This is a genomic window from uncultured Acetobacteroides sp. (assembly GCF_963667355.2).
GTDB lineage: Bacteria > Bacteroidota > Bacteroidia > Bacteroidales > ZOR0009 > Acetobacteroides.
In genome coordinates, this window is sequence record NZ_OY763328.2 from 1,763,822 (window position 1) to 1,779,721 (window position 15,900).

12 protein-coding genes are annotated in these 15,900 nt (G+C 52.4%); 5 read left to right on the forward strand and 7 right to left on the reverse strand.

Going from position 1 to position 15,900, the window contains the following annotated elements:
- Window positions 1-105: 105 nt before the first annotated feature.
- Entirely contained in the window at window positions 106-1,707 is a 1,602-nt protein-coding gene (locus ACHZA1_RS07305; protein WP_320054582.1) for an AbgT family transporter, read from the reverse strand.
- A gap of 259 nt (window positions 1,708-1,966) precedes the next feature.
- On the opposite strand from ACHZA1_RS07305, the gene ACHZA1_RS07310 reads away from it, so the two are divergent.
- Window positions 1,967-4,207 carry a family 20 glycosylhydrolase gene (locus tag ACHZA1_RS07310; RefSeq protein ID WP_320054583.1) on the forward strand — a complete coding sequence of 747 codons (2,241 nt, stop codon included), beginning with the start codon at window positions 1,967-1,969 and terminating at the stop codon, window positions 4,205-4,207.
- Window positions 4,208-4,483: 276 nt separating this feature from the next.
- On the opposite strand, the gene der is transcribed toward ACHZA1_RS07310, so the two are convergent.
- Window positions 4,484-5,791: a ribosome biogenesis GTPase Der gene (der, locus tag ACHZA1_RS07315; protein ID WP_320054584.1), complete on the reverse strand. Its 1,308-nt coding sequence runs from the start codon at window positions 5,789-5,791 to the stop codon at window positions 4,484-4,486.
- Between the two features lie 33 nt (window positions 5,792-5,824).
- The gene (era, locus tag ACHZA1_RS07320; RefSeq protein WP_320054585.1) at window positions 5,825-6,709 is read right to left on the reverse strand and encodes a GTPase Era; all 885 of its coding nucleotides are present in this window, start codon (window positions 6,707-6,709) and stop codon (window positions 5,825-5,827) included.
- Window positions 6,710-7,009: 300 nt separating this feature from the next.
- Here era and ACHZA1_RS07325 point away from each other — a divergent pair, with 300 nt between their 5' ends.
- Window positions 7,010-8,515 (forward strand): glutamine synthetase family protein, encoded by a 1,506-nt coding sequence (locus ACHZA1_RS07325; RefSeq protein WP_320054586.1) that lies wholly within the window; start codon window positions 7,010-7,012, stop codon window positions 8,513-8,515.
- Window positions 8,516-8,746: 231 nt separating this feature from the next.
- Here ACHZA1_RS07325 and ACHZA1_RS07330 read toward each other — a convergent pair whose 3' ends face one another.
- Window positions 8,747-8,869 (reverse strand): hypothetical protein, encoded by a 123-nt coding sequence (locus ACHZA1_RS07330; RefSeq protein ID WP_320054587.1) that lies wholly within the window; start codon window positions 8,867-8,869, stop codon window positions 8,747-8,749.
- Window positions 8,870-9,095: 226 nt separating this feature from the next.
- Window positions 9,096-9,737 carry a pyridoxamine 5'-phosphate oxidase gene (gene pdxH, locus ACHZA1_RS07335; protein WP_320054588.1) on the reverse strand — a complete coding sequence of 214 codons (642 nt, stop codon included), beginning with the start codon at window positions 9,735-9,737 and terminating at the stop codon, window positions 9,096-9,098.
- 480 nt (window positions 9,738-10,217) lie between these two features.
- Between pdxH and ACHZA1_RS07340 the strand changes: the two genes are divergently transcribed.
- Window positions 10,218-10,910 (forward strand): hypothetical protein, encoded by a 693-nt coding sequence (locus ACHZA1_RS07340; protein ID WP_394701069.1) that lies wholly within the window; start codon window positions 10,218-10,220, stop codon window positions 10,908-10,910.
- Window positions 10,888-11,190: a hypothetical protein gene (locus ACHZA1_RS07345; RefSeq protein ID WP_320054590.1), complete on the forward strand. Its 303-nt coding sequence runs from the start codon at window positions 10,888-10,890 to the stop codon at window positions 11,188-11,190. The genes ACHZA1_RS07340 and ACHZA1_RS07345 overlap by 23 nt, the downstream gene beginning before the upstream one ends.
- A gap of 77 nt (window positions 11,191-11,267) precedes the next feature.
- Here ACHZA1_RS07345 and nadC read toward each other — a convergent pair whose 3' ends face one another.
- On the reverse strand, window positions 11,268-12,116 hold the full coding sequence (gene nadC / locus ACHZA1_RS07350; protein ID WP_320054591.1) for a carboxylating nicotinate-nucleotide diphosphorylase: 849 nt from the start codon (window positions 12,114-12,116) through the stop codon (window positions 11,268-11,270).
- Window positions 12,117-12,512: 396 nt separating this feature from the next.
- Window positions 12,513-14,042 carry an alpha-L-arabinofuranosidase C-terminal domain-containing protein gene (locus tag ACHZA1_RS07355; RefSeq protein WP_320054592.1) on the reverse strand — a complete coding sequence of 510 codons (1,530 nt, stop codon included), beginning with the start codon at window positions 14,040-14,042 and terminating at the stop codon, window positions 12,513-12,515.
- 537 nt (window positions 14,043-14,579) lie between these two features.
- On the opposite strand from ACHZA1_RS07355, the gene rnhA reads away from it, so the two are divergent.
- Window positions 14,580-15,062 carry a ribonuclease HI gene (rnhA, locus tag ACHZA1_RS07360; protein ID WP_320054593.1) on the forward strand — a complete coding sequence of 161 codons (483 nt, stop codon included), beginning with the start codon at window positions 14,580-14,582 and terminating at the stop codon, window positions 15,060-15,062.
- The last annotated feature ends 838 nt before the right edge of the window (window positions 15,063-15,900 follow it).

The following is a 15,900-nucleotide window of genomic DNA, read 5'->3' on the forward strand; positions in this document are numbered from 1 at the left end:
GATATACATTTTTTAACCATCAGAAAAAAAGCGCAACCAACAAAATGTCAGCTGCGCATAATTACTGTAAATGCCGTCGTAGATACGCGATTAATAATTGTATATCTACCGTGCCGCAGGAACCATTTCGAATCCGCTAAGGTTCATCGTAACGGTAGGAACGAGCAGCAGGGCACCGATAATGATCAGGATGATGATATAGGGAATAACCCATTTAATCCACTTGGCGTAAGGAACCTTGGCAACGCCTAGCACGCCAATAAGGACACCAGAAATTGGGGTAATCATCTCGGTAAAACCGCCACCCAGCTGAAACGCCATCACCGTTGTTTGGCGCGAGATACCGATAATGTCGGAGAAGGGAGCAAATATAGGAATGGTGAGGGCAGCCTTGGCACTACCCGATGGGATAATCATGTTGATAAGGGTAATGATGCCGTAGATGGTTTCAGTAGCGGCAATCTTTCCGTAGGCACCAAGCGTCGACGAGAGACCGTGCAGGATGGTATCTACCACCTTGCCGTCCTGAAGAATTACGATAATCCCCCCGGCAAACCCTACGATGATGGCCGCCGACATGAAGTCCTTGGCGCCATCCATAAAGTGCTTCACAATTTCGTTGGCCTTGTAGCCGATGGCCAAGCCGCTCAACAGCCCAAGCGCGAAGAAGAGCCCGGCAATCTTATCGATACCCCAGCCGTAGCCCATCACCCCAACAATAAGGTAGAGGATGGTGAAGCCCAGCAGCTGCAGAATGAAGTAGTGAACCGACTTGCGCAGGCTTCTCCAGCAGAGCAGCGCGTAGAGTGCCATTGTTACCGGCATGATGGGCATCGGCGCCAGCGTGGACTTGCCGATTACCAGAGAGGTGGTAGGGTACGCCACCGAGAAGGCAACCAACGCGGCAAGGCTAAGCCCATAGGCCAACCAGGCCGATTTGGGCGTGGTATGCTCCACGTGCGACTTCTCCTCGCTGAAACGGTCACGCCAAAACTTATCCTCTTGGTATACGGGCGATATCTTCGGATTCTTCTTCACCCGATGGGCGTAGCGGAGCACGAAGATGATAAGGGCAACGTTAAGGATTATCCAGCAGATGAACCTATACTCAATGCCCGAGAAGAGCGGAATACCCGAGAGTTCCTGTGCAATGCCGATGGTAAAGGGGTTGAGCATCGCCCCGGCAAAGCCGGTGTGGGCAGCCACGTACACCAGCCCTAGGCCCACCAGCGAGTCGTACCCCATCGATATGGCCAGCGGGATAATCACCACGGCAAAGGCGATGGTCTCCTCGCTCATGCCGAACACCGCCCCAAAGAGGCTAAAGACGATCATGATGCTTACCATGATGACGTTGTTCACCCCCAGCTTGCGTACCAGCCAGAAGCGCTCCCACCCTTTCGATCGGTTGAGGAAGGAGTAGATGCCCACGTCGATGGAGCCGTTGGAGTTAACCACCCAGAAGGCGCCGCCCACAACAAGAATAAATATGATGATACCCGCACCCTTCTCGAACCCCTTAAAGAAGGAGGTAAAGAGCTGGTAGGTTTGCGGCACGTTGTCGATTTGGTTAAAGGTAACCGTTCCATTGGCCGCCTTTACGTACTCGCCCCCTGGCAGGAACCAGGTGAGCAGGGCGCAGATGGCAATAATCCAAAAGACGATAACGAAGTTATTCGGTATGGTGAATTTTCTTTTCGAAACCATAGGTTAGCTGTTAATGTTAAGGAGTACAAATATAGAAAGAGCATCGGCGGTAGCAAACATTTCTGGGTGGTAATCGATGTCTTGTCGCAGATTGGCTGCAATGGGATTGGGGGAAGGGTTGGGAAACCACTTGCATAGAGTTGGTGGGATTGCGAGATAACCTCGTAAAGAATTAGCGCCACGGCATCAACCAAGCCCCTCAAAAAAGCTACATTTGCCCTGCTGCACCTTGCAGCCTCTAAACACAAACCGCAACCCGATGATGAAACACCACCTACTGCTGTGGGGGCTAATGCTCCTTGCCACAGCCGCCAGCGCGCAGGCCACAGCCGCAGCACTGGCATCAGACCTAATCCCGAAGCCACTATCGTGCACCGATAAGCCGGGCACCTTCGCCATCACCCCCAGCGTAAAGCTGCATGCGCCATCGCCATTTAAGGAGGCGGCCAACCTGCTGGCCGAAAAGCTGAGGCTGAACAACGCCATCACCCGAAGCAGCAGAAAAGCCGCTATCGTTTTCTTAGAAGCCGACAAGAAGGACAGCCTCGGCAACGAGGGGTACCGCCTTTCGATCACCCCAAGCAAGATCAGCATCACCGCTGCCACCGCCCAGGGGGCAACCAACGCCACCTTCACCCTACTGCAGCTGCAGCTCCTGCAGCCCGACGCCAAGGCCATCGCCTGCGCCGAGATCAGGGATCTGCCCCGCCTCGGCTACCGCGGCATGCACCTCGACGTGTCGCGCAACTTCTTCCCGGTCGACTTCATCAAGAAGTACATCGACCTGATGGCCATCTACAAGTTCAACACCTTCCACTGGCACCTTACCGACAACGCCGGATGGAGGCTCCAGATAAAGGCGCACCCCGAGCTAACGGCCAAGGCGGCCTTCCGCACCCACCTCACCCGTAAGGAGTGGTGGAGCTCGGGCCGAAAGTTTGCCAGCGAGGGCGACCCCAACGCCTACGGCGGCTACTACACCCAGGAGGAGGCCCGCGAGGTGGTTGCCTACGCCGCCCAGCGGGGCATCACGGTAATCCCCGAGATTGAGATGCCCGGCCACTCCGACGAGGTGCTGGCCGTTTACCCCCAGCTCGCCTGCTCCGGCCTCCCCTACCAGAACGGCGAGCTCTGCATCGGCAACCCGCAAACCTTCTCCCTGATGGAGGATGTAATGAAGGAGGTCATCGGCATCTTCCCCTCCACCTACATCCACGTGGGGGGCGACGAGGCCGAGGCCAAGGCCTGGAAGGGGTGCCCCAAGTGCCAGGCGCTGATGAAGGAGAAGGGCCTGGCCAACGAGCACGAGCTGCAGGCCTACCTCATCAAGCACATGGAGCAGTTCCTAAAGGAGCATGGGCGCAAGCTCATCGGCTGGGACGAGATTGTTGACGGAGGACTTCCTGCCGATGCTACGGTGATGAACTGGCGAGGCGAGAGCTACGGCATCAAGGCCATCGAGCAGAACCACGACGTGGTGATGGCCCCCAGCGACACCTACTTCGACTACTACCAGAGCAACCCCGCCACCCAGCCCGAGGCCATCGGCGGATACCTGCCCCTACAGCGCGTGTACGCCATCGAGCCCATCCCTGCGGCGCTATCGGCCCAGCAGGGCAAGCACGTGCTGGGCATCCAGGGCAACCTGTGGACCGAGTTCATGCCCACCACCTACCAGGTGGAGTACATGGCCTTCCCCCGTGCCATTGCGCTGTCCGAGGTTGCCTGGAGCGCCAAGGAGAAGAAAAGCTTCGACGACTTCCAGCGCCGCCTGCAGCTCCACTACCGCCTGCTGCAGCGCTGCAACGTTAACTACTACCGCCCCTCGAACGCCGTAACCATTACCGCCCTCCCCGACTACGAAAGGAGGCAGGATCAGATAACCTTTACCAGCGAGCAGTACCAGCCCGAGATCCGCTACACCACCGATGGAAGCGCGCCAACCGCCACCTCGCAGCTCTACGAGAGGCCGTTCTACACCTCCGGGCGAACGGTTGTAAAGGCCGTCATCTTCAAGAACGGGCAGCTGCAGGGCCAGGCCGCCTGCGACACCGCCAACTACCACCTGGCCATCGGCAAAAAGGTAACCTTCAACACCCCCTGGAGCAGCGCCTACCCCGCCCAAAAGGAGCAGACGCTCACCAACGGCATCGCGGGCACCATCACCTACCGCGACAAGCAGTGGCTGGGCTACCTGAAGGACCTCGACGTCACCGTCGACATGGAGGGCGTACAGCCCATCTCCAGCGTGGCCATCCGCTTCATGCAGCAGCCCGGCCCGGGCGTCTTCTTCCCCTCGTACGTCGAGCTGCTCGTCTCCGACGATGGCAAGACCTTCACCTCGGTAACGAAGGAGGTGAACACCACGCCCACCTCCGACCCCGCGCTAAGGTTCAAATCCTTTACCTTCGATTGCGGGAAGCTAAACGCCCGCTACATCCGCCTGTTTGCGCCCAAGGTAGCCGGGTTCATGTTTGCCGACGAGGTTGTTGTGTACTAGCCCACCCGCCATACGCCTACCTACAACGAAGGGGCGAAGCATCTGCTTCGCCCCTTCTGTTTTATAGGGTTGATTGTTCGTTTCAACATTGATGGCGTTCGCCTCAACATCGATGATGTTCGTTCCAACATTGCCGTTGTTCGCCTCAACATCGATGATGTTCACTTCAACATCGGTGATGTTCGTTACAAGATTGATGATGTTTGCCTCAGCATCGGCAGGGGTAGAAGCAAAAACTTCCGAGCGCTGCCCGGAAGTTTTCGATATGTAGTACGCCTACTTTTCGCGGATGTAGATCTGTACGGGTACCCCCGTAAAGTCGTAGTTCTCGCGCAGCTTGTTTTCGAGGAAGCGCTTGTAGGGCTCCTTCACGTACTGCGGAAGGTTGGCGAAGAACGCGAACGAAGGCGTTTGCGTGGGCAGCTGGGTTACGAACTTTATCTTGATGTACTTGCCCTTGTTGGCAGGCGGCGGCGTATTCTCGATGACGGGCAGGAAGAACTCGTTCAGGCGAGCCGTTGGGATACGGCGCTTGCGGTTCTCGTACACCACCGACACCGACTGAATGACGTCGAACACGCGCTGCTTGTTGATCACCGAGGTAAAGATGATGGGCACATCGGTAAAGGGCGCAATGCGCTCCTTCAGGTTGTCGGTGTAGTCCTTCATGGTGTTGTTCTCCTTGGTCACCAAGTCCCACTTGTTCACCACCACCACAACGCCCTTCTTGTTGCGCACAATCAGGTTGTAGAGGTTCAGGTCCTGCGCCTCGATGCCCTGCGAGGCGTCGAGCATCAGCACGCACACGTCCGCCTCCTCGATGGTACGGATCGAGCGCATCACCGAGTAGAACTCGATATCCTCGTGCACCTTGCCCTTCTTGCGGACGCCGGCGGTATCGATCAGGAAGAAGTCCTGCCCAAACTTGTTGTACCGCGCGTAGATGGAGTCGCGGGTGGTACCCGAAATTGGGGTAACGATGTTGCGCTCCTCGCCCAGCAGCGCGTTGGTCAGCGACGACTTGCCCACGTTAGGCCTTCCCACGATGGCCACCTTGGGGATGTCGAGCTCCTCCTCCAGGTTATCTTCCTTGGGCAGGCTGTTCACCACGGCATCGAGCAGATCGCCCGTGCCAAAGCCGCTTGCCGCCGAGATGTTGTACGGATCGCCCAGCCCTAGGCCGTAGAACTCGGCCGAGTAGTAGATCCTATCGTTGTTGTCCACCTTGTTGGTAACCAAAAAAATCTTCTTCTTCGACTTGCGGAGCATCTGGGCAATAGCCTCATCGTAGTCGGTGATGCCCCCCATTACGTCTACCACAAACAGGATGATGTCGGCCTCGTCGATGGCCAGATCCACCTGCTTAACGATTTCCAGCTCGAAGGTATCCTCCGAGTTGATGGTGTAACCGCCGGTATCGATCACCGAGAAATCGCGGCCGTTCCAGTCGCACTTCCCGTAGTGTCTATCGCGGGTAACGCCTGCAGTCTCGTCGACAATGGCCTTACGCATTCCTACCAAACGATTAAAGAGGGTCGATTTCCCCACATTCGGGCGCCCTACTATTGCTACAATGTTTGCCATTTTACTTGTTGATATGCTGCCCGGGCAGCTATTTTAGTCCTGTATGTATCCAAAATTCTTGAGGTCGCGCTCGTTGTCGCGCCACTTGTCGCTCACCTTCACGAACATCTCCAGGAAGACCTTCGTACCCAGAAACGCCTCCAGCTCCTTGCGGGCCTGGGTGCCCACCTTCTTGAGCATGCTCCCCTGCTTGCCGATAATGATCCCCTTCTGGGTTTGGCGCGCCACGTAGATCACCGCCGACACCCTAACAATGGTAGGCTCCTCGGTGTAGGCCTCAATCACCACCTCGGTGCAGTAGGGCACCTCCTTCTCGTAGTTCAGGAATATCTTCTCGCGGATGATCTCGGCGGCGAAAAAGCGCATGGGCTTATCGGTAAGCTGATCCTTGGGGAAGTAGGGTGGCGCCTCGGGCAGCAGGCGCACGATGTTGCTCATGATGGCCTCGATGTTGAAGTTCAGTTTGGCCGAAGCGGGGATAATCAGCGCATCGGGCAGGCGCTCCTTCCACTGCTCCACCAGCACCTCCAGCTTCTCCTGGGTGGTAAGGTCAACCTTGTTAATGATAAGGATGATGGGCGTCGAGGACTTCTTCAGCCTATCGATGTACTCGATGTTCTTATCGGGCGTCTCCACCACGTCGGTAACGTAGAGGAACACGTCGGCATCGGTGATGGCGGTATTCACAAAGCTCATCATCGACTCCTGCAGCTTGTAGCTCGGCTTTAGGATACCGGGGGTGTCGGAGTACACGATCTGGTAGTCGTCGGTATTCACCAGCCCCATAATCCTATGGCGGGTAGTCTGCGCCTTGGCGGTGATGATGGATAGGCGCTCGCCTACCAAGCCGTTCATCAGCGTACTTTTCCCCACATTTGGGTTGCCTAATATATTTACAAAGCCTGATTTATGAGCCATTGTTGCACGATTTTAGGGAACAAAAGTACAATAAACAATTGGTTTAGTAAAGCTCACGTGCTGGGCGCACCTCAAAGGTTTCATAAATCGGCCAACCGCTAAGGCGCCGATAACGTACGTATTAGCTTCTGCCCTTTCGAATTTAACAAAACCATATTTCACCCAACTCCCTCATTTGACTAATCATTTTCTTCGTATTTTATTTTTTTGATGATAATTTTTCGTCCTCAATTTGTTTTTTGTAATAATTCATTACTTTTGACGCCATCAAAAAGGACAACATTTTTAGCTTGACGGACTATGAACCCTAAACATATAGAGCTCTCGCAAAACGAGCTCGTAAAACATCTTCAAAAGCCTGCGTCGGAGTTTACCTGCGACGACATCATCAGCTTTATTGAGGAGCGCGGTATTGAGATGGTGAACTTCCGCTACGTTGCCGAGGATGGCAAGCTGAAGACGCTGAACTTCATCATCAACAACAAGGAGTACTTGGAAACTATCCTCACCCAAGGTGAGCGTGTAGATGGTTCGAGCCTCTTCTCGTTCATCGAGGCCGGATCGAGCGACCTATACGTCATGCCCAAGTACCGCACCGCGTTTGTTGACCCGTTTGCTGAGGTTCCATCGCTCAACATCATCTGCTCGTTCTACAACAGCAACGGCAAGCCGCTGGAGAGCTCGCCCGAGTACATGCTCCACAAGGCGGTAAACGTCTTCAAGCAGGAGACGGGCTACAGCTTTAAGGCCATGGGCGAGCTGGAGTACTACGTGATATCGGAGGATGAGCAGTTCTTCCAGGGCATCGACCAAAAGGGATACCACTCATCTACCCCATACGCCAAGTGGGAGATGCTCCGCGTTGAAGCGCTGAAGCTGATCGCCCAAGCTGGCGGACAGGTTAAGTACGGGCACTCCGAGGTAGGATGCTTCGTTAAAGATGGCATCTACTACGAGCAGCAGGAGATTGAGTTCCTCCCCACAGCCGTCGAGGATGCCGCCGAGCAGCTGATCGTGGCCAAGTGGATCATCCGCATGCTGGGCTACAAGTACGGCGTCACCATCAGCTTCGCCCCAAAGATTACCGTGGGCAAGGCTGGAAGCGGGCTGCACGTCCACATGATGCTCGACAAGGATGCCAAAAACCAGATGGTTAGCGAGGGCAGCCTTAGCGACACCGCTAAAAAGATGATTGCCGGTATCCTAGATATCGCCGATGCGCTTACCGCCTTTGGCAACACCATTCCAACCTCATACCTACGCTTGGTTCCTCACCAGGAGGCCCCCACCAACGTATGCTGGGGCGATAGAAACCGCTCGGTGCTGGTTCGCGTTCCGCTTGGCGGAATTGGCGCAGCGCAGATGATTCAGGATGCCAACCCCAAGGGATGCACCCTCAACCTAGAGCGCGACAGCAAGCAAACCGTAGAGTTCAGGGTACCCGATGGATCGGCCGACATCTACCTGCTAATGACTGGGCTGGTTGTAGGTGCGCTTCACGGCCTCCAAATGCCCAACGCGCTCGAAAGAGCCGCCGCGCTGTACGTAGACTGCAACATCTTTAAGGATGAGAACAAGCATATCCTCGAAGGCCTCGAACAGCTGCCCATCTCGTGCTGGGAATCGGCCGATAGGCTGCGGGCCAAACGCGAGGTGTTCGAGAAGTACGGGATCTTTACCACCGGATTGATAGACAACAAAATCAAAATATTAAAGTCGTACAACGACCAAAAACTTAGCGAGCTGCTATACGGGAAAGATGAACAAATTGCTGCTTTAGTCGATAAGTATTTGCATGTGATGTAATTAGTTGCTCTCTTCATTACACCGAGTAAAACTTAACCTATGAAAATGACACTTTGAATTCTTGAATAAAAAGACTCAAAAGTTAAGATATAAGGTGTAAAATAGAAAAGCGCCCCGGGAGGGCCGCTTTTTTTTTGCTTTATGGGGAGACCGCGAGGGATCCTTTGCCCCGCCTCCCCCCCTGTACAGCCCTCCTATTAGGTCCGGAACCTAAACGAATACGTTCAGGACCTAAACGAATACGTTCGGAACCCCGGCGTTTAGGTTCATCGACGGTTCGTTTAGGTCAAACGACGATCCGTTTAGGTTCATCGACGGTCCGTTTAGGTCAAACGACGATCCGTTTAGGTTCATCGACGGTCCGTTTAGGTCAATCGACGATGCTTTTAGGTTCGGAACCCAAACGGAACAGTCCCAAACCTAAACAAACCATTTCGGGACCTAAACGGCGGGCCTCGGAACCTAAACGATGCGGTAAAATGGCGAAAGACTTCGTCGGCGAACCTAAACGGAGCGCTGTTTGACCTAAACCTCGGGTTCCGAAACCCCAGCGATACTCCGACAGACCGCTCCGCCGCCATCATGGGGCGAGCCGCTCGATAACCCAAGCCCCATTTTCGAGGCGGTACTGAATCCGGTCGTGCAGCCGACTCCTTCGCCCCTGCCAAAACTCCACCAGCACGGGCTCCAGCCTGTAGCCGCCCCAGTTGGGGGGCCGCACGATAGCCTTTTCGGCAAACTCCTCCCTGAAGTCGGCCACCAGCTCCTCCAGGTACTTGCGGCTGGGCACCACCTGGCTCTGGGGCGAGGCCCAAGCGCCCAGCTTACTGCCCACGGGGCGGGATTGGAAGTACGCGTCGGACTCCGCATCGGCTGCCCGCACAATCCGCCCCTCGATGCGCACCTGCCGCTCCAGCTTGGCCCAGTAGAATACCAGCGCCCCGTAGGGATTTTGCAGGATTTGCCGTGCCTTTCGGCTCTCGTAGCTGGTAAAGAAGGAGAATCCCTGCTCGCCAACGGCCTTCAGCAGCACCATCCGCGCCGAGGGCTTCCCCTCGAAGGTGGAGGTGGCCAGCGTCATGGCGTTGGGCTCGGGGAGTTCGGCCTTGATAGCCTCCTGCAGCCAAATCTCGAACTGCTGTATAGGACTGGGTAAAACATTCGACTGATCTAGGGTACTTAGCGAATACTCCTTTCGGAGGCTGGCGATATTGGTTTTCATTTCTACATGCTTTGGGAATTCACGGATAACATTAGATGGAACGGTTTGTTTAGCAAGCGAACCAAAAGACGAAAGTATTTTTTATATTTATTGTATTTTTCTTAAAATATTATTAACATTACACTCTAATAAAAAATACTTGCTTTTTTCAAATACATCGCTTTTCTACTGTAGCAGTTGTATGTATAATAAAATCACCAAAATAGTTTTGAAATGTTTACTATTATATGTTTAGGTGTTGTTTTTGGCGTATTTTTTTCATTTGATTTATTTTTCAGTGCCAAACGAAAAGGCACTTTCATTAGGCAATTAGTTGTATTAATAACTACATCTATACCTGCAATTTACACAGCAACAATAGGAAATGACTCTGGCAATAATTCTATTCAAATTTTATGGTTCAATTTTTTTTATCCAACTTTATTAGTAACTTTACTTTCATCTTTTATAGTCATTTTCTTATTTGTATATAATCCATTAATGAGAAAAATAGAAAGAAATAAAAGTGATCGCCTTTTTACATTTTTTGATTTTCTATACAAGGGATATTATTCCTTCCAATCTGACCTTGAAGCTACTTTCAAAGAAGCAAATGTTAACACTGATAAGAACGAAGAATCTCTAATAAAAATACATCAAAATTTAAGAGAAGATATTATTGAATTCATAAATGAAATATATGAAACTATTGATGATGCAGATATCGATGGGTATATCGGCTATGTTCTATTTGGATTTGTTCAAAAATTCCTGAGTGAATGTGATGCAAGATTTACACTAAGGAGATTGGATTCTTCACAAAATAAAATGGTTGCTATTTTTTCAACTCGAGAAGACATTCATCCTGGGGACATTGATTTAAGAAAAAAGAACTTAATATCCTTATCGTTAAACTTAAACAAACCTGTGATATATTCAGAAAACATGAAGAATCATTATAAGACATCAAATAATAGCATACATAAAGGGAAATACGAAGATTACGTATCTTTCTGTTTGTTAAAAACCGTAGATAACAAGCCTTTTTATAGTATCTGTTTAGATGTTAAAGGTGAAAATGCAAAAAAAAGGATGAAAGCATTTGTAGATTCTCTTGTTTTTGATGTAATTTGCAGTGCAATAGCATTAAAGTTCATAAAGTCAGCACAAGATGAAAAACTTGAAGAAAACTAAATTCGGTTTCGAAGACGTTGTGGTGCTAGGACATTCGAATTCCGTTTCACAATCAAATGGTGTTATTACTATTGTTTCTGACGCAAATCTGAACAAGAAGTCAACTCCTATAATACAAGTGCTAGAATCAAACAATATCATAGTAAAGCCTTCCCTTAAAAACAAATTAACCATTTTAAGCAAAATGGATTCTATTGGTAAAATTATCAAAGAAAATAATAGCATAGCAATAACTAGAGCTAACACCAATAGAATCTTATCTATCATAAATGGAGAATAATGAATATTTCTCAAACGCTATAAATAATCAAGGCAGCTGAAGAGGCTGCCTTAACTATTTTTTTTGTAGCAAATCAGCTACACCGCCTTTAGGCTCATGTCCAAGCTCTTTATCTGGTGGGTAAGCGCGCCCACCGAGATGAAGTCCACTCCACACTCGGCATAGTCGCGCAGGGTTTCGAGGGTGATGCCCCCCGACGACTCAGTTTCGTACTTTCCGTCGATCAGCAGAACGGCCTCGCGAGTCTTCGCAAGGTCGAAGTTGTCGAGCATGATGCGGTGGATGCCGCCAACGGCCATCGCCTCGCGGATCTCGTCGAGCGAACGGGTTTCCACCTCAATCTGTAGGTCGCGCCCCGTCTCCTTCAAGTAGGTCTGGGTTTTGCGGATAGCCTGGGTGATGCCTCCAGCGAAGTCGATGTGGTTATCCTTAAGCATCACCATGTCGTAAAGGCCCATGCGATGGTTCTCGCCGCCGCCAATCTTCACGGCCATCTTCTCCAGCACGCGCATGCCGGGGGTCGTCTTACGGGTGTCGAGCACCTTTGTCTTCAGCCCCTTCAGCTTTTCGGCGTACACGCTGGTTTGGGTGGCGATGCCGCTCATGCGCTGCATCACGTTAAGCACCAAGCGCTCGGCCTGCAGCAGCGATATCACGCTACCCTCCACGTAGAAGGCGATGTCGCCTGGCTTAACGCGCGTACCATCCTCGATGAGCTGCTCGATCTGCATGTTCCCATCCAGCCGTTTAAAGATGATCTTGGCGATCTCGATGCCGGCAATGATCCCCTCCTGCTTCACCAGCAGCTTCACCTTTCCCTGCTCCGTAGCGGGGATGCACGAGAGCGAGGAGTGATCGCCATCGCCAATATCTTCCATGATTGCCAGCTCGATGAGCTTGTCGATAAATACTGAAGTATCCACCATATCGTTTATTCTTGTTGTTAGTATTCGCCGTTGTGCGCGGCGCGTAAAGGTAGCCATTCGCCGCAGCGACGTAAAATTAATACTTATCCAGCGAATTACCCGAAATGCCCAACGGGTTTGCGGCATTCCGTCAGCAAATTTAACGTCCCCGCGTTCCCCCAAAACAGCAAGGCCTCTCCAAAATTGGGGAGGCCTTGCCTACAAGGAGCTGCCAAACAGCCCCAAACTAAATATCTTGTCAAATGCACAACCCACCCCCTGCCCCCTCCCAAGAGGGGATAATGAGTTTCAATTATGCTTGAGTGCTTACTATTAATGCTTTCTTCTCAGAAACACTGTTTTAGGAATCCCTAGACTTAACGGGAAGGGCTGCCAAACAGCCCAAAGTTCCTCTGCTTATCGAAGCGTAACGGCAACGATGCTCTTGGCAGGAAGCGTAAAGGTAACCGTCCCCTTGCCCAGCTTAATTTTCTGGAAAGGGGTTGGCTTTACCACCTCGGCATTGTCGTACGAGTTGTAGTCGGTAATATTCTTCGAGGTGAGGATGCGGCCGCTAGCCGATTTGGCAGCGAATGGAAGCGCAATGGTAACCTCCTGGCTCTTGTCCAGGTCGATATTCGCCATGGTGATGTTGATGTTACCCGCAGCATCCTTCGAGGCCGATGCGCTTACGGCAGGGATCTCGGCACCCGAGGCCGTCTTCACCTTGCCCACCTCAACCGTTAGCGGAATGTAGCGCGCATCCTGGTGCACGTTGTACATCTCGAACACGTGGTAGGTTGGGGTTAGCACCATCTTGCTATCCTTGGTGAGGATCATGGACTGAAGCACGTTTACCACCTGGGCGATGTTGGCCATCTTAACCCTATCGCTATACCTATTAAAGATGTTGAGCGTTAGCGCAGCAACCATGGCATCGCGCATGGTGTTCTGCTGGTACAGTGGGGTGCCGTTAGGCTCGGTATCCCACCAGGTGCCCCACTCGTCAACCAAAAGGCCTACCTTCTTTTGGGCATCGTACTTGTCCATTATGGCCAGATGCTTCTGGATTACCCCCTCAATCTCCGAGCACTTGTTAACTGTCCAGTAGTAGTCGTTCGGCGTAAAGGTGGTAGCCGAGCCCTTGCTGCCGCTCCATCCCGTTACCGTGTAGTAGTGGAGCGAGATGCCATTCATCCGATCGCCGATTTGCTTCATCAGCACCTCGGTCCAGTTGTAGTCGTAGTCGCTGGCACCGCTGGCAATCTTATAAAGACGGTTGCCGTCGTAGTCGCGGCAGTAGGTGGCGTACCTGCGGTACAGGTCGGCGTAGTACTCGGGGCGCATGTTGCCGCCGCATCCCCAGCTCTCGTTTCCTACCCCTAGGAACTTAACCTTCCAGGGTTTTTCGCGGCCATTCTGGCGGCGAAGGTTGGCCATTGGGCTATCACCCGCCGAGGTCATGTACTCAACCCACTTGTTGAGCTCCTCTACCGTGCCGCTCCCCACGTTACCGCTGATGTAGGGCTCGCAGCCCAGCATCTCGCAAAGGTTTAGGAACTCGTGGGTGCCAAAGCTGTTGTTCTCTACGGCTCCACCCCACCAGTTGTTTACCATCTTTGGCCTTTTGTTGGGGTCGCCAATGCCATCCATCCAGTGGTACTCGTCGGCAAAGCAGCCGCCGGGCCAGCGCATAACGGGCACCTTAAGCTTCTTCAGCGCCTCCAGCACATCGGTGCGATACCCGTTGGTGTTGGGGATTGGCGAATCCTTCCCCACCCAAAGGCCACCGTAGATGCAGCTGCCTAGGTGCTCGGCAAACTGCCCGTATAGATTCTTGCTGATAACCTGCTTGCTGGCCGTATCGGCAATGCGAACGGCAACCTGCGCCTGCCCGTAACCCGACAAGCACAAGGCGAATAATGCTAAAATGATGCCTCTCTTCATTCGATTTTATGATTAGGATTAGTAGATCCAAGCATTAGCGGAAATCCCCTAAAGGCTTTCCGGTGGAGCAGCAAAGGTATGAATTGAGCTCGGCGCGACGCCAGCGAATAGCGCCACAATCTGCCAACGAAGGTTAATTATGGGCGCATGCCGCGCATCGCCAGATGGCTCACTCTACCGGTGCGGTGGCTGATGGCGGCGCACGGCGCCGCTCGGCTTGCTCGGGCACAACCTCCGCTCCCGTGGCAGGCGCTGGGACGAGGCGGTACGCTTGGGCCATGGGCCGCCTTTCCCTCATAGAAAAAGGGGGATGATGCCAATTTGTCAGCGATGTGCGTTCGGGGTGTGTTCGGACTGCGTTCGGACTCCGTTCGGATTTTCGATTTTTTCGGTCGGTGGGCGTGCGACAAAATGTCAGCAGGCATGGTTGGCTGCGGCTGAGGTTGGGCTACCCGCGGGACGGCACCCGTATTTCACATTTAGAGCGGCGAGGAGCCCTCTCGTTTCGTTCTCTCCAACTTTTTGTAGATTTGCGCTATGGAAAACAGCACCCCCTACAACATCACCCTTTACACCGATGGCGCTGCCAGCGGCAACCCGGGCCCCGGCGGCTACGGCACCCTGCTCATCTGGGGGCCGCACGTCAAGGAGCTATCCGAAGGCTTCGAGCGCACCACCAACAACCGCATGGAGCTGATGGCCGTTATCCGCGGCCTCCAGGCCCTCAAGTTCGACAAGTGCAACGTCACCATCTACTCCGACTCCAAATATGTAGTGGATGCCGTGGAGAAGGGCTGGGTGTTCGGCTGGGAGAAGGCGCGCTTCAAGAACAAGAAGAACCCCGACCTGTGGATGGAGTTCCTGCGCGAGTACCGCAAGCATGCCGTCAAGTTCATCTGGGTGAAGGGGCACGCCAGCATCCCCGGCAACGAGCGCTGCGACCAGCTGGCCGTTGCCGCCGCCGCCAACAAGAAGAACCTAAAGGTGGATTACGGGTATGTGAACAGCGTGGAAGAATAGCATCGTGCGTTGCTGTACAAAGATATTGTAGCAACGCCGGTAAGCTTCCCCCACCAAAGTAGCCAGGGTACGGCTACTTCCACTGCTCTCCAATTGAAGTATCTATGGAAAACGCTTGTAGATATCTTTTCGATGGCAGATGAGAATGAATAAAACGGTGTGATCGTCTATAAGCTCTACCCCTACTCGGTAGTCACCAATTCGAATTTGGTAGTACTTCCGATAGCCCACCATCTTTTTTACGCTTTTTACGCTTTCTATGGAGTTCCCCTTTTATACCTGTTCAATTACGGCGATAAGGCGATGGGCTACTGAAGCGTCCTTTATCTTATCGAGGCTTTTGAAGACGGATTTGTCGAATTCGACGTTCATGGCCGCTTAAGCTTTTCCAAGACCTCCTCCCGGCTCACCTTTTCGCCCGTTTTCTTCTCGTCCATCAGCTGGCCAAGCACAAAATCTTCAAGCTGCTCGTCGCGTAGGGTACAAGATTCATCCCTTCAATTTTGAGAAAAAGAAATCCAACAACGATGCGAGCAGGCAACCCGACTCGAAGGGGCATGTCCAAGTCAAAAAAACATTGAGGCATACAACGGCGTTGTTAGCTTAAGATATGCTGTAACCTTCTGAGGGTAAGCTTAGCAGCTTTAACGACTAATGTTATTGCTTAAATCGAACTAAGAAAGAGAACTTTTGAGGGGGGGTAAGCGTATTACGTATGTGCAAGTTGCAGCACAGGCCAATTAATAGTTATTTTAGTAAGTATTAATGTTAAAACGTTAATGGTTTTTTGAGTGGTTTGTGAAAAAAGGCCGACGTGATGTCGACCTTTTTTCTTTTT